Origin of the sequence: Acrocarpospora sp. B8E8, assembly GCF_039871605.1 — a bacterium.
GTDB lineage: Bacteria > Actinomycetota > Actinomycetes > Streptosporangiales > Streptosporangiaceae > Acrocarpospora > Acrocarpospora macrocephala.
Window position 1 is genome coordinate 151,563 of record NZ_JBDPLV010000013.1, and the last position, 14,287, is coordinate 165,849.

12 protein-coding genes and 1 pseudogene are annotated in these 14,287 nt (G+C 67.3%); 6 read left to right on the forward strand and 7 right to left on the reverse strand.

Features of this window, described 5'->3' with window-relative positions; translation table 11 throughout:
- Window positions 1-135 precede the first annotated feature (135 nt).
- From ABGB08_RS15465 to ABGB08_RS15475, 3 genes and pseudogenes are all read right to left on the reverse strand, one after another.
- Window positions 136-279 (reverse strand): annotated as a pseudogene (locus tag ABGB08_RS15465) (ClpX C4-type zinc finger protein); the annotation flags it as partial.
- A gap of 135 nt (window positions 280-414) precedes the next feature.
- A complete protein-coding gene (locus ABGB08_RS15470; protein ID WP_347590727.1) occupies window positions 415-654 on the reverse strand; it encodes a DUF397 domain-containing protein in 240 nt (79 codons plus the stop codon).
- Between the two features lie 353 nt (window positions 655-1,007).
- Window positions 1,008-2,288: an alkyl sulfatase dimerization domain-containing protein gene (locus tag ABGB08_RS15475; RefSeq protein WP_347590729.1), complete on the reverse strand. Its 1,281-nt coding sequence runs from the start codon at window positions 2,286-2,288 to the stop codon at window positions 1,008-1,010.
- Between the two features lie 128 nt (window positions 2,289-2,416).
- Between ABGB08_RS15475 and ABGB08_RS15480 the strand changes: the two genes are divergently transcribed.
- Window positions 2,417-3,616: a helix-turn-helix domain-containing protein gene (locus tag ABGB08_RS15480; protein ID WP_347590731.1), complete on the forward strand. Its 1,200-nt coding sequence runs from the start codon at window positions 2,417-2,419 to the stop codon at window positions 3,614-3,616.
- A 23-nt stretch (window positions 3,617-3,639) separates the two neighbouring features.
- Here ABGB08_RS15480 and lepA read toward each other — a convergent pair whose 3' ends face one another.
- Window positions 3,640-5,469 (reverse strand): translation elongation factor 4, encoded by a 1,830-nt coding sequence (gene lepA / locus ABGB08_RS15485; protein ID WP_155352680.1) that lies wholly within the window; start codon window positions 5,467-5,469, stop codon window positions 3,640-3,642.
- Between the two features lie 74 nt (window positions 5,470-5,543).
- Between lepA and ABGB08_RS15490 the strand changes: the two genes are divergently transcribed.
- The 4 genes from ABGB08_RS15490 (at window position 5,544) to ABGB08_RS15505 (ending at window position 11,543) form a co-directional block, all read left to right on the forward strand.
- Window positions 5,544-6,554: a glycosyl hydrolase family 18 protein gene (locus tag ABGB08_RS15490; RefSeq protein WP_347590733.1), complete on the forward strand. Its 1,011-nt coding sequence runs from the start codon at window positions 5,544-5,546 to the stop codon at window positions 6,552-6,554.
- A 319-nt stretch (window positions 6,555-6,873) separates the two neighbouring features.
- The gene (rpsT, locus tag ABGB08_RS15495; RefSeq protein WP_155348239.1) at window positions 6,874-7,146 is read left to right on the forward strand and encodes a 30S ribosomal protein S20; all 273 of its coding nucleotides are present in this window, start codon (window positions 6,874-6,876) and stop codon (window positions 7,144-7,146) included.
- Window positions 7,147-7,839: 693 nt separating this feature from the next.
- Window positions 7,840-10,740, forward strand: coding sequence for a DEAD/DEAH box helicase (locus tag ABGB08_RS15500; RefSeq protein ID WP_347590736.1), 2,901 nt, complete (start codon window positions 7,840-7,842; stop codon window positions 10,738-10,740).
- Entirely contained in the window at window positions 10,737-11,543 is an 807-nt protein-coding gene (locus ABGB08_RS15505) for an SWIM zinc finger family protein (RefSeq protein ID WP_347590738.1), read from the forward strand. The genes ABGB08_RS15500 and ABGB08_RS15505 overlap by 4 nt, the downstream gene beginning before the upstream one ends.
- A gap of 512 nt (window positions 11,544-12,055) precedes the next feature.
- On the opposite strand, the gene ABGB08_RS15510 is transcribed toward ABGB08_RS15505, so the two are convergent.
- Window positions 12,056-12,718, reverse strand: a complete 663-nt coding sequence (locus tag ABGB08_RS15510; RefSeq protein WP_347590740.1) for a zinc-binding dehydrogenase — start codon at window positions 12,716-12,718, stop codon at window positions 12,056-12,058.
- Here ABGB08_RS15510 and ABGB08_RS15515 point away from each other — a divergent pair.
- Window positions 12,613-13,230 (forward strand): helix-turn-helix domain-containing protein, encoded by a 618-nt coding sequence (locus ABGB08_RS15515; protein WP_347590742.1) that lies wholly within the window; start codon window positions 12,613-12,615, stop codon window positions 13,228-13,230. The genes ABGB08_RS15510 and ABGB08_RS15515 overlap by 106 nt on opposite strands.
- Window positions 13,231-13,570: 340 nt before the next feature.
- On the opposite strand, the gene ABGB08_RS15520 is transcribed toward ABGB08_RS15515, so the two are convergent.
- A complete protein-coding gene (locus tag ABGB08_RS15520; RefSeq protein ID WP_347590744.1) occupies window positions 13,571-14,017 on the reverse strand; it encodes a hypothetical protein in 447 nt (148 codons plus the stop codon).
- A 4-nt stretch (window positions 14,018-14,021) separates the two neighbouring features.
- Complete coding sequence (locus ABGB08_RS15525) at window positions 14,022-14,258, reverse strand: hypothetical protein (protein WP_347590746.1); 237 nt, start codon at window positions 14,256-14,258, stop codon at window positions 14,022-14,024.
- Window positions 14,259-14,287 lie beyond the last annotated feature (29 nt).

The following is a 14,287-nucleotide window of genomic DNA, read 5'->3' on the forward strand; positions in this document are numbered from 1 at the left end:
GACCGCCGCGATCCTGGGCAGGAAGTCCAGGATCTCCTCGTCGGTCATCGCGTCCGGCCAGGGCACCTCCGGTATTTCCGGCAGCTTGACGTCCGGTACGGCCTGCGGGGCCGGTGCGGCTTCGGACGCGGCGAACTCTTTCAGTATCTCCGCACAGAGCTGCACACATTCGTTGCAGATGAAGACACCGGCCCCCGCGATCAGCTTGGCGACCTCGTCCTTCGGCTTGGTACAGAACGAGCAGCGGAGGTCCTGCTCGGCGAGGGTGGGGGCAGGCATGTGCTCTCCTCATGCGATTGATGTCAGGCTGGCCCTGACATCATGCCCCCGTCAGGGTGAGCCTGACAAGAGCCCGAACGACAAAGCAGCCCCCCACAGCAGGAGAGGCTGCTCTTTCGCGCCGGTACGACTCCGTCAGATCATGTCGTCGAACTCGCCGTCCTTCATCCCGAGCCGGAACGCTTCCCATTCGGCAGGGGTGAAGTACAGCTTGGGGCCTTCCGGGTTCTTGGAGTCACGGAAGACGATGAGCCGCTCCTGGTCGGCTTTGCGGGCGGCCGCGTCGGTCGCTGCGTCGAGAACGCCAACCTCGACGCAGCTGGCGCCGTGGGGGCTCTTGCGCCAGGCAAGGCCGGAGAGATCCATCTCAGACATGTTTACCTTCCCTGTCTGACTGTCTATACGGAATCCCATCGGCTTTGGATCTGATCAGCTCTTGAGATTCCTCCGGGCCGAATGGTGTTGATGTCGGATTTCAACGCGAAAACACCCTCCGCAGAAGATATTCTGCGGAGGGCTTCGGTTGCTGAGAATATCGGAGGCACCGCACATCACGTCGCTGCCGAAAACTGTGTCGCCTAATTCGACTCGATATTCGTGCAGGAATCCACCGAGTCGCCGCCCAGGCACTTCAGCGGCTTATTGGCCCGGAATATCGGTTCACCGGAAGGCTGCTCCGACCCCGCGCGCAAATGCGACGCCAGGGACGGAGCAGGCCGGCTGAGCCGCTAGCGCCGGAACGGGGAGCGGGTTTCCGGGCCGTGGCCGTCGATGATGGCCTGGGATTCCGCTGCCGCCCAGGTGAAGACGCCCTGGGCCATCAGGGAGCGTTCGGCTTTGGCGCGGGCGCTGAAGACGTCGGCGCGGACGCGGTGGATGCCCTCGTCGGACGGATCGGCCAGGGCGGCCATTTCAGCCAGGTGGCCCGCGAGGCGGAGGTCGCCGTCGGAGGCGGCGCGGAGGGCGGCGTCGGCCAGGGCCTGGGCGCCGCCCGCCAGTTCGGCGACGGCCTGGGCGACGACCGGGTCGGGGGCGGGTTTGAGGTTGGCGGGGTTGCCGTCGTACCAGCCGCCGTACTGGCGCCAGAGGTTGCGGACCACGAACTCGGGTTCGTCGTAGCGGGCCTGGAGGAAGGGTCGGGCGGCGAGATGCGCGGGCGGCCGGACGGCGTGGATGATCTCGTCCAGGCGGGCGCCCTCGTTGAGGAGTCGCAGGGTCTGTTCGACCAGGCTTTCCAGCCATTCGGCGGTTTCGAGCAGGGCGGTGGTGATGCGGCTCGCGCCGAAGACGGGCGCGCCGTGGCTGGGGAGCATGATCTCGGCGCCGAGACCGGCGACACGGCGGAGCGCCTGCGCCCATTCGGCCGGGAAACGCTGGACTTTCTGCGGGTTGCCGCAGTTGGGGGCCACCCAGAGGAACATGTCGCCCATGCACAGCACCTTGCGCTGCGGGATGTACGCGATGGTCGCGTCGTCGGTCTCCCCCTTGACGTGGAAGAGACGGAACATCAGATCGCCCCGGGTAAGGGTCATCGTCTCGTGGTACGTGACGTCGGGGAACCGGTAGGACGACGGCCAGTCCAGGGAGGAATCCTGGAACTGCCGGCGATTGATCACCCTGTTGTAACCACGGGTCAGCGCGTATCGGGCGAATCGTTCGGTCACCGCTTGGTGCGCGACGACGATCGGCCGAGGGCGGCCGAGGGCGGCGGCCTCCTTGTCGAAGGGTTCCATGCCGAAGACGTGGTCGATGTGGCCGTGGGAGTAGAACGCGATGCTCAGGGGGTTGGGTGTCCAGGCGCGTACGGCACGAAAGAGATTTGCCGCCCCGAACGGCGAGCCGGTGTCGAACAGGATCAGCTCGCCGGCCGTGGTGAAGGTGATCGAGTTGCCGAAGGCGGGATACCAGCCGACGCCCTTCGTGACGTCTTGCACTTCGTCCCCGAACCAATTGCTGTCCAGCTCACCCTGCCAGACCCGTTCCGCGTAATCGAACAATGTTTCAGACATGCCGATCGAGTCCCCTCTGAGAGCCGGTCCCAGAATGCGGGACCAACTCTTCTCCTGCCCGGCTGGCCAGGCAATCTGCGGTCGTCCCAGCCCGCTCATCATGATGTTGTGACATGTCACAATGAGGAGTGGACGAGATCCGCGCGACCGCGGCCGTGATCGCCGCGCGCTGCCTTCCCCAGGCGAACCAGATCGCCCGCAAGATCGTGGCCGACCAGCACGCCGCGCTCCGCGATCTCCCCTCCGACATGCGGGATGTGGAGATAGCCGCCACCGCGCGGCACGGCATCAGGCTGTTCCTCGCCCTGGCCCAGGGCCATCAGCTCACCGGCGCCGACATGCAGCTCTTCCGGGACAGAACCGCCCAGCGGGTGGACGAGGGCGTGCAGCTCAGGGACCTGATGACGGCCTATTACATTGGCTATCGGGTGATCTGGGAGACGCTCTGCGCCGCCACCAGACCCGGCGAGGAGGAGGCCCTGCGCTACCTCGCCACCCTCCAGCTGAACACCCTGGAAATCCTCACGGCGACGATCACCGAGGCGTACCTGGCGGAGCAGTCCGCCCTCATGTCCGAACGCCGGGAGACCCTTCGTACGGTCGCGCACGCCCTGATCTCAGGCCGCCACGACCAGGCCACCCGCTACGACGTGGAGCTGACCCCGCCCTACCACGTCATCGTCATCCGCATATCAACCGAAAAATTACCCACCGACCAGCCCACCCGAGCCGTCGCCACCGGTCAGGCGATCATGGCCAGGCGCACGATGCGCAGCGTGCAGCGCGAGTTCGACGCGCTCGCGGGCCACCCCGTCCTCACCCTGCTGGACGGCCAGGGCGGCCACGCCCTCCTTCCGGCCCAGCCCGGCGTCGAACGCCCCCTCGCCCGGCTCGCCACCCGCCTGGAAACCTCCCTCGGCGCCCCCGTGCGCCTCGGCCTCGCGCACGCTCCCACCCTTGCCGACATCCAACCCGCCGCCGCCCAAACTGCCCGCGTCGCGGCCATCACCGAACAGAACGACAACCCCTCCGGCGTGTACGGCATCCGCGACGTGCTCCTCGACTACCACCTGAGCACCCCCGGCGACAGCGCCGACGAGCTGACCGCCCTGCTGGCCCCTCTCGACGAGCAACTCCTGGAAACCCTCAACCGCTACCTGGCCTGCGACTTCGACCGCCGCCGCACCGCCGCCGACCTGGGCGTGCACGCCAACACGATCGACAACCGCCTGACCAGGGTCCGCGACCTCACGGGCATCGACCTGCGCACTGCTCAGGGCATCCTGCTCTGCGGCGCGGCCCTGACCGTCCGCCGCCTCGCGCGATAACCAAGCCACCGCGTGGGAATGCGCTACTTCTTGGGCTTGTCCGCGGACGATTCCCCGGTGGACAGCGCGGCGACGAAGGCCTCCTGGGGGACTTCCACCCGGCCCACCATCTTCATCCGCTTCTTGCCCTCCTTCTGCTTCTCCAGCAGTTTGCGCTTGCGGCTGATGTCACCGCCGTAACACTTGGCGAGCACGTCCTTGCGAATGGCCCGGATGTTCTCGCGCGCGATCACCCGAGCTCCGATGGCGGCCTGGATCGGCACCTCGAACTGCTGCCGCGGGATCAGGTCCTTGAGCTTCTTGGCCATCTCCACGCCGTAGGCATACGCCTTGTCCCGGTGCACGATCGCGCTGAACGCGTCCACCGCCTCGCCCTGCAGGAGAATGTCCACCTTGACCAGATCCGAGTCCTGCTCGCCGGACGGCTCGTAGTCCAGCGACGCGTACCCCCGCGTCTTTGACTTGAGCTGGTCGAAGAAGTCGAAGATGATCTCGCCGAGCGGCAGCGTGTAGCGGATCTCCACCCGGTCCTCGGACAGGTAGTCCATGCCCTGCAGCGCCCCGCGCCGGCCCTGGCAGAGCTCCATGATCGCGCCGATGTACTCGGAGGGGGCGAGCAGCGTGGCCTTGACCACCGGCTCGTGAATCTCGGCGATCTTGCCTTCGGGGAACTCGGACGGGTTGGTCACCACGATCTCCCGGCCGTCCTCCATGACGACCCGGTAGATCACGTTCGGCGCGGTCGAGATCAGCGCCAGGTTGAACTCGCGCTCCAGCCGCTCCCGCACGATCTCCATGTGCAGCAGCCCGAGGAAGCCGCAGCGGAAGCCGAACCCGAGCGCGGCCGAGCTCTCCGGCTCGTAGACCAGCGCCGCGTCGTTCAGCCGGAGCTTGTCGAGCGCCTCTCTGAGCTCGGGGAAATCGTCCCCGTCGATCGGGTAAAGCCCGGAATACACCATCGGCTTGGGATGGTCGTATCCCTCCAGCGCCGCGTCGGCGGGCTTGGCGACGCTCGTCACGGTGTCACCGACGCGGGACTGCCGCACGTCCTTCACACCGGTGATCAGGTAGCCCACCTCGCCCACGCCGAGCCCCAGGTCGGAGACCTTCGGCTCGGGCGAGATGACGCCGATCTCCAGCGTCTCGTGGTGCGCCTGCGTGGACATCATCAGGATGCGCTCACGCTTGCCCAGATGCCCGTCGATCACCCGGACATAGGTGACGACCCCGCGATACGTGTCGTACACCGAGTCGAAGATCAACGCGCGGGCCGGCGCGTCCGCGTCGCCGACCGGGTGCGGCACGCTGTCCACCACGTGGTCGAGCAGCTCGCGCACCCCCACGCCGGTCTTGCCGGAGACCCGCAGCACATCCGACGGCTCGCAGCCGATCAGGTGCGCGATCTCCTCCGCGTATTTGTCCGGCTGCGCGGCGGGCAGGTCGATCTTGTTCAGCACCGGGATGATGTGCAGGTTGACATTCATGGCCATGTACAGGTTGGCCAGCGTCTGCGCCTCGATCCCCTGGGCCGCGTCGACGAGCAGGATCGCGCCCTCACACGCCTGCAGCGACCGCGACACCTCGTAGGAGAAGTCCACGTGCCCCGGAGTGTCGATCATGTTGAGCACGTGCCCGTTCCACGGCAGCCGCACGGCCTGGGACTTGATCGTGATGCCGCGCTCGCGCTCGATGTCCATCCGGTCCAGATACTGCGCGCGCATGGACCGGTCGTCGACCACGCCCGTGATCTGCAGCATGCGATCGGCAAGAGTTGACTTGCCGTGGTCGATATGCGCGATGATGCAGAAGTTGCGGATCAACGTAGGGTCGGTCTGGCCAGTCTGAGTGCGCACCGAAGTCCGTTTCAACAGGGTTTGAGGCGTTCAACGGCTGGCGGAGCAGCCACCCTCCATGGTGGCATGTCCGGATGCCTTCCTTGACCACCCGGCGCGTCCTCAAGTGGCTCGCGATCATCGTGGCCGTGCCGCTGACGCTCGTGCTGATCGTCGCGGCCATGTTGCGCCTGGACTATGCCGGGACTCCGGCGCCATGGGCCAAATCCACCGGAAATGACGCTCTCTGGCTCGGCCACGCCTGGGTGGACGGCCGCCGCACCGCCGCCGACGTCAACACCCTCGCCGCCCGGCTGGGTTCCATGAAGGACGTGTACGTCCACAGCGGCCCCCTCGACGCGAACGGCACGCTACCCACCGCGAAATACCCGAACGCGGCAAATCTTCTGACCTGGTGGAAAGCCCGCCTTCCTGGGGTACGGATCTCCGCCTGGCTTGGCCAAACGGTCAACCCGGACGACGAAGGCCACTTGAACCTCGCGGATCAGGCGACCCGGGCTCGGGTGGTCGTGGGCGCGAAAGCCCTCGTGGATCTCGGCTTCGACGGCATCCACTACGACTTCGAGCCGGTCGACGACGGCGACGCCGACTACCTGGCCCTGATGCGTGAGACCCGGCAGGCGATCGGCTCGGCCGTGCTCTCCGTGGCCACCCATCAGATCGAACCGGTCATCGGCGCTACATTCCTCTTTCGTACGGTGGGGGGTCACCCCAAGTACTGGTCCCCGGAATACTTCCGCCAGATGGCCGAACTCACCGACCAGGTCGCGATCATGACGTACGACTCCTGGACGCCGCTGCAATCCCTGTACGGGGGATATGTCGCCCGGCAGACGGCCATGGCCCTGGAGCTCACCCCCGCCACGACCGATCTGCTCATCGGGGCTCCCGCGTACCACGACCATATGGTCGGCATCAGCGACTACGCGGAGAGTGTCGCTATGGCGGCGGAAGGGACCAGGCTCGCGCTCACCGACCACGGCCCGCGCCCCAACCTGGGGCTCGCTCTGTATATCGACTTCGCCGCGACCGAGGAGGACTGGCGCGAGTACGAGCAGGCCTGGGTCCGAGCCACGGAGGAATAACCCCTACCTGAGCGGCGGCGCAACCATGATCCCGGGCTAGCCCCTGCGCCAGAAACCCGCCAAGCCGGAAATCACCAGCTAAATCACCCGGACCGGCATCGGCCGAGGAGGAAAACGATCGGGTCGGCATTGTTCGGGTCGTAATGGCGGGTTGGGGCCGTGGTTCAAGCTAGACTGACGTGGGCAGGAGCCCCGCCCCAAGCTCATGATTTGAGTGCCCGCCTGGGCTGTTGGTATCCTGTCCAACTGCGTGTGGCGCGCCCTCTCAACGAGCCGTGCGCGATCCATCCGACCAAGACTTCAATCCGAGGCTTCCTTCGTGGCGAACATCAAGTCCCAGATCAAGCGAAACAAGCAGAACGAGAAGGCCCGGCTGCGCAACAAGGCAGTCAAGTCGTCCCTCAAGACCGCGGTCCGCAAGTTCCGCGAGACCGCCGACCAGGGCGACGCCGAGGCGACCCTGATCGCTCTGCGCGCCGCCAGCCGTCAGCTGGACAAGGCCGTCAGCAAGGGCGTGATCCACAAGAACCAGGCCGCCAACCGCAAGTCGGCCATCGCCAAGCGCGCGGCCGCCCTCCAGGCCGCCAAGTAGTCCAAACCAGAACGCCGCCTCCTGCCTGGGAGGCGGCGTTCTGACGATTCCGGCGCGCATACCCCGCGTACCGCAGCGAGGTTCGGCGGATCCCCTTAATCCCGGACCCGCTGATTAAGAGATCGAGATCACCCGCATTATCCTGGTTTATCTAGTGATCTAGCCTGCTCAAGCGTGCCGTTTTGTCCGCGACTCCGCTGGTTTCCGCGCTGGCGCGTCCGCCCCGGTGCTCACCCGGTCTTTGACGTCCGAGCACCCGCCGAGCGCCATGACCGAAATTGCGCGGGGCGCGGTCGGACACGATGCGTGTCGTCCCGATCAACCACTATCCCGCCCACCATGCCTGGTGAACACAATCCCTTCAGAGGTACCAGGTGGTACCAGAGAGGAGATCTCATGGCCATCGTGACGTGACCCGGCGCCCCTGCCAGGACAAGCCGCACCACCGCACAGCTCAAAGTCGACTTCGACGTCGACCAGCTCATCTCCGACGGCGCCCACTTCCTCGGCCTGACCAAGAAAATCGGCAACGAGCAGATCTGATCCACCCTCATGGACCCCCACACCGCCGTCAAATTCCTCGAAACCAGCTCCGCGCCATAGCCGGTGACCTACAGATCGGTTCAAAGTTCTCGACCGGCCATTGGTCTCGTAAGGAAGCGGTAACGTTGAGCGGTGGTTCTGGTGTGAGGGGTGACAAAGGTGCTCGTGGTGCACGGGGGCTGGTCCGGCGATCGACTCGTCCTGTGGGCGGAGGATCCCGGCGCGGTGACCACGACCGCTTCGCGGGCGAAGGTGCGGCCGCACCCGTTCGCCGCCTCACCGGGCGTGCTCTTCCCGGGGATGAAGGAGGGCGAGGTCACGCTGACCCTGCCGGGGTCGGGCTCGTCCCCGCTGGCCTCGCCGGAATCGGGGATCGAGGTCGCGGCCAGGTCACCGAAGCTCGGACGGTGGCGGGTCCCCGCCGTGTTCGTGGAGGCCGGGGAGGCGCTGGAGCTTCTCGGCGGGGACCAGCAGACGGCCTCGCTCCGTTTTCTCGCCGCGGTGACGGAGCAGGCTCATGATCTCGTACGGCGGGGCCGGGTGCTGCCGCAGCTCGTCCGGGAGGACGACGGCCACGCGGCCCGCTGGCGGCCGGTGCTGACCGGGGCGGACGCGGCCTGGTTCCGGGAGACCGCGGCGGCGATGCCACCGGTGTGCCGGGCGGTGGACGGGGAGCGGCCTTCGGCGCACGTGCTCATCGAGGCGATCGCCTGCCTGACGGACGCCGCCACCAGGGTCACGCTGCCCGGCCGGATCCTCGGCGGGCACAGGCCGGGGTTGCGCTCGGCGCTCGCCGACCGGTGGGCGGTCGCGCTGACCGGCGACGACGCGTCGCTGCCCGGCGTGAGGGAAGCCGACGTGCGGGAGCTTGGGGCCGCGCTGCAGGCGTGGTTCTCGGCGGCACACGCGCTGGACCAGCCGGTGCGCACCTGTTTCCGGCTCGCTGAACCGGACGGCTCGCAGGAGTTGTGGCGGCTGGAGTTCGCGCTGCAGCCGGGCGACGACCAGAGCGTCTACATCCTGGCCAAGGACGTGTGGGGTGGCCGGATGGAGGAGGTGCTGCTGGCTGGTCTCGGGCGTGCGGTCCGGCTCTATCCGGCGCTGGAGCGTGCGTTGCGCGAGGCCAGGCCGCATGAGATGGAACTCAGCACCGCGCAGGCCTTCGCGTTCCTGCGGGACGTCGCGCCGTTGCTGCAGGCGGCGGGGTTCGGGGTCCGGCTGCCGGGCTGGGCGGGGCGGCGGCGGATCGGGCTGAAGCTGACGACCAGGACCAGGAAGAAGGGTCCCGGCTCGACGGTCGGGCAGGGCTTCGGCCTGGACGAGCTGCTGGACTTCCGGATGGACCTGGCGATGGACGGCACCCCCATCGACGAGGCGGAGCTGGCCGAACTGGTCAGGCTGAAGGTGCCGCTGGTTCGGGTACGCGGGGAATGGGTGGAGCTCGACCCCGCCCAGCTCGGGGCGGCGCTGCGCGCGATCGAGGGCCGCCGCTCGGGCGAGATGACCGTCGGGGAGGCGCTGCGGGAGATCGCACTGGCCGGGGAGAACGATCTGCCGCTGGTCAGCGTGGACGCCGACGGGCCGCTCGGCGATCTGCTGTCGGGCGAGGCGGACCGGCGGCTCACCCCGGTCCCGACACCGGAGGGATTCGAGGGGACGCTGAGGCCATACCAGGAACGCGGTCTGGCGTGGCTGGCGTTCCTGTCGGGCCTGGGCGTGGGCGCGATCCTCGCCGACGACATGGGTCTGGGCAAGACCGCGCAGACACTGGCGCTGCTGCTGGCCGCGCCCGGCCGGACGCTGCTGATCTGCCCGATGTCGCTGGTCGGCAACTGGGAGCGGGAGGCGGCGCGGTTCGCGCCCGGGTTGCGAGTCTACGTCCACCACGGCGGCGGCCGGGACCTGGAGGCCGCGCAGGAGGCCGACCTAGTCGTCACGACGTACGGCACCGCGCTGCGTGATCTCGAAGCCCTGTCGGGGATCAACTGGGCGAGGATCGTATGCGACGAGGCTCAGGCGATCAAAAACAGCGCGGCGAAGCAGGCACGGGCGATCCGGGCGATCCCGGCCGCCTCGCGGCTGGCGCTGACCGGCACACCGGTCGAGAACCATCTCGCCGAACTCTGGTCGATCATGGAGTTCTGCAATCCGGACCTGCTCGGCTCGGCCAAGCACTTCCGTGACCGGTTCCAGGAGCCGATCGAGGCCCGCGGTGACGAGCAGGCCGCCGCCGCGCTGAAGCGCGCGACCGGGCCTTTTGTGCTGCGCCGCCTCAAGATCGACAAGTCCATCATCTCCGATCTGCCGGACAAGCTGGAGATGAAGGTCTGGTGCACGCTCACCCCCGAGCAGGCCACCCTCTACCAGGCCGTCGTCGAGGAGATGCTCTCCAAGATCGACGACAGCGAGGGCATCGAGCGGCGTGGCAACGTGCTGGCCGCGATGACCCGGCTCAAGCAGGTCTGCAACCATCCGGCCCAGCTCCTGAAAGACGGCTCGCCGCTGCCCGGCAGGTCGGGCAAGCTGACCCGGCTCGAAGAACTGGCCGAGGAGATCGTCCTGGAGGGCGACAAGGCGCTCGTCTTCACCCAGTACGCCGAGTTCGGCACCGTCCTGCAGCCGCATCTGCAGGCCCGCCTGGACCGTCCGGTGCTCTGGCTGCACGGCGGCCTGTCCAAACAGCGCCGCGCCGACCTCGTCGACCGGTTCCAGAACGACCCCGAGCCGGCGATCTTTCTGCTGTCGCTGAAGGCCGCCGGAACCGGCCTGAACCTCACCGCCGCCAGCCACGTCATCCACGTCGACCGCTGGTGGAACCCGGCCGTGGAGAACCAGGCCACCGACCGCGCCTTCCGCATCGGCCAGACCCGCAACGTGCAGGTACGCAAATTCATCTGCCTCGGCACGCTCGAAGAGCGCATCGACGAGATGATCGAGCGCAAGCATGCGCTCGCCGACCGCGTCGTCGGCGCCGGCGAGGACTGGATCTCCGAGCTCTCCACCGCCAAGCTGCGCGATCTGTTCACCCTCGATCCGAAGGCGGTGTCATGAGCCGGTGGTACGAAGCGTCGCGTCCGCGAGAGGTCAAGAACGGCATCAAGGCCAGGTCGCAGCGCGGCTCGATCGGCCAGACCTGGTGGTCGCGCCGGTTCATCGACATCCTGGAGTCGATCTGCGACACCGGGCGCCTCACCCGTGGCCGCGCCTACGCCCGCCGGGGGCAGGTCGCATCCCTGCATGTCGCGCCCGGCCTGGTCAGGGCCGACGTGCAGGGATCGCGGCCCAAGCCGTACAAAGTGCAGCTGAAGATCGAGGCGTACGACGCCGGCGACTGGGCCGACCTCGCACAAGAGCTCGCCACCCGGGCCGTGCACCGGGCGAAGCTCCTCGCCGGGGAGATGCCGCCCGAGATCGAAGAGGTCTTCGACTCACTCAGCCTGCCGCTCTTCCCCGAACAGCCGGAGCTGGAGCTCGACTGCTCCTGCCCCGACTGGGGCAGGCCCTGTAAGCACGTCTCCGCCGCGCTCTACGTTCTGGCTGAGGCCTTCGACGACGATCCGTTCCTCATCCTGCTCTGGCGCGGCCGTACCCGTGAGGACCTGCTGGCTGACCTGCGCGGACACGCTACGGACGACGAGGGACCGCGGCGCCCGAAGCTGCTCGACGTCGAGGACGTCCCGTTCACCGCCCGCCTCGACGACTTCTTCACCGGTGGCCGAGTCCGCCACCCCACTCCGTCTGCGGCCCCCGCGGACCTGCTGCTCCGCGCGCTGGAGCCACCTGCGGTCAAGGTACGGAACATCCCGCTGCCGGATCTGCTCCGCCCGGTCTACAGGGGCTTAGCGAGCGAATAGCACCGCGCGTACCAGCCGTGCAGCCCTCTGATGCCCTTCTCATGCCGTAGCAGGCCGGGCGGGGCAGCCGTCGACCAGCTAATCACCGACCTCACAGGGGAATGTTCTGGCTGCGTGCTCGTCCGATGTTTGGCACACTGGAGACATGGACAAATCGCCCTTCAGCTACGCCGATACCAGGCCATACGCCGTGCCCGGGTTGCTGGAGGACCTGCACAGGCCCGAACACGGCGTGATCTAAACTCCCGCTCGCGCTGGCCTGGAGCGGTCGCCGCCAGTTCGATCTCGACGACGACTGGGTTACGAGCCGGTCTGCGGGCGGCGATGGAGTTTGGCGTCGGTGGGCAGGCCGTGGCGAGTGCGGTACTCCTCCGCCCCGGTGCCGTGTTCCCAGCGGGGCACCGGTTCAATCGTCACCTGGTGTCGGCATGTCGCCGACACCACACGAACGGCACAACATCGACGTGCTGCCCGAATGCGGCTGTGTGCCGCACCGAAGCGAGCTGTTCACCTCACGGAACGAGAAGTATCCGGCCGGACATCCGTCCCGCCTCCAGGCGGCGGTGTGCCTCGGCCGCGTCGACGAGCGGGAGGACGGCCTCGATGGCCGGCCGCGCCACGTCGCCGCGTCCGGCTGCCGCGAGGAACTCCGGAGAGTCGACGCCGAAGATGTCCGCAGCCCAGCCCGGACCACCGCAGCCGACGACTTGCAGGCCGCGTTCGCGGATCTTCGTCGAGTCGATCACGGCTGGCTCACCGCTTAGCGTTCCATACAGCAGCATGCGTCCCGTACTCGGCGCGAGGACATCGAGCAGCCGTCCGGCGACCGCGCCACCGACCATGTCGAACACAACATCGACGGTGCCGTCGGCCAACTCTTCGGACAGCCGGTCCGGCCAGCCCGGGTCGGAGTGGTCAACGACCAGCTGGGCACCGAGATCGCGCACCCGATCCCGGCCGGCCGCCGTGCCGGCCGTGGCGATGACCCGGCCAGCGCCAAGCTCGCGGGCTCGCGGCACGAGGTAGCCCCCGATCCGGACCGATGGTTCAGTTGTCCAGAGAGGGATGCATGCCAGAACCGAGGCGGGAACGCGCCGACGCTGCCCGCAACCGGGCGGCCATCCTGCGCGCGGCCGAACGGCTGCTCGTCGAGAACGGTCCCGACCGCGTCTCACTAGAACAGGTCGCCCAGGCCGCGGGCGTCGGCAAGGCCACCCTCTTCCACCGGTTCGGCAGCCGCTCCGGCCTTATGCGTGCACTGATGGAAGACCGGCTGCGAATGCTCACCGAGGCCATCGAGAACGGGCCCTCCCCGCTCGGACCCGGGCCACCCGCCACGGACCGACTACTCGCCTTCCTCGACGCCGTCATCGACCTCGCCACCCGCAACATCGCACTGGTCGCGGCGTACGAGAAGGCCGCCGAGGAAGAACGCCAGGCCGGCGACATCTACCAGTACTGGCACCGCCATGGCAGCAGCCTGATCACGGAAGCCCGCCCCGAACTGGACGCCGAACTCCTCGCCCACATCCTCCTCGGCGCCCTACACAGCGACCTTGTAGTCCATCTAGTCCGACGCGGCGACACCGACCGACTGACAGCCACACTCCACGAACTGGTCGGCAGTCTGCTCACCCCACGATCAGCGGACGGTTCACGACGCAACGATGAGGACATCATTTCCTGACAGATCGCCATCAGATCCCTCAAAGGCGGGGAACATGGCGTCGCAGGTGAACCCACGGGTACCGCAACACGTCCTCGTCGAAATATCCGCAGGTTCCACCGGGACGGTCCCATGATCGTGGCAGATGACATGGATCTCACCGCAATGTCGTATACCGGTGACAACGCTCCCTGTGACCACGCCACACATTTCGCGGTCGGCGTGCGCCCGAGCGAAACGACACCCCGACGTGTTGTCCGTTTTCGGTGGCGTGCCGGTCAAACCTGGGCCGGCTCCGGACTCCCAGGCCATCATCGACGGCCAGAATCCGGAGCCCGCTCTCCCTTCGCCGTTGGCTGGCTCAGAACATGCTCAAGTGTTCAACGAGTTTTCGAGCGGCCTCAATGGTGTTCTTGTCCGTTGTGATCGCGTGGTCGGCTTCCATCTGTTCTACGAGTTCGTCGGAGAACTGTGGGTATTCGAGCTCGTTCCTTCTCCTGCGCATGGTGCTGAAGGGCTCGAAAGTGCTGCCGAACTGGCCGAGCATCGCCTGCTGGACGGCGTAGTGCCCGCCGGTGGTGGTGGCGCGTAGCCCTTGGTGGGCGAGGAGCCCGGAACAGGCGAATCGGGCCGCGTCGTAAGCCAGGGTGTATGCGGAGTTCGGGTCATTTTCGCTGATGTCCTCGGCGCTGGCCAGCGTGGTGGTGGCTTTGCTCAGCCAGCCTGCTCCGTCCGCGGCGTCGCCTTTGATCCGCTGGAGTTCCTTGTCGGCGAGTATGTGTTCGATGTCGGCTTCCCGCGGGTCCACCAGGTCACGTGTGCTCCCGAGGGCTGATCGAAGGGGTGAGGTCGATGGTGGAACTCGATTTGATCTGGCGGATCAGGGCGTCGTCGGCGGTATGCCAGCGTCGCGGGCATGCGAGCACTGGGTTGACGGGCATTCCGATGCGGGTCTGGCTGCGGTCGGCCGCCGCGTACACGGTAGTTCGATCGGCGTCACCGACGACCAGGACGTCGATCGGAATGTCCGGAGGTCTCTCCTTGGCCACCTTCTTCTATCACGAACCCGACCACTGGA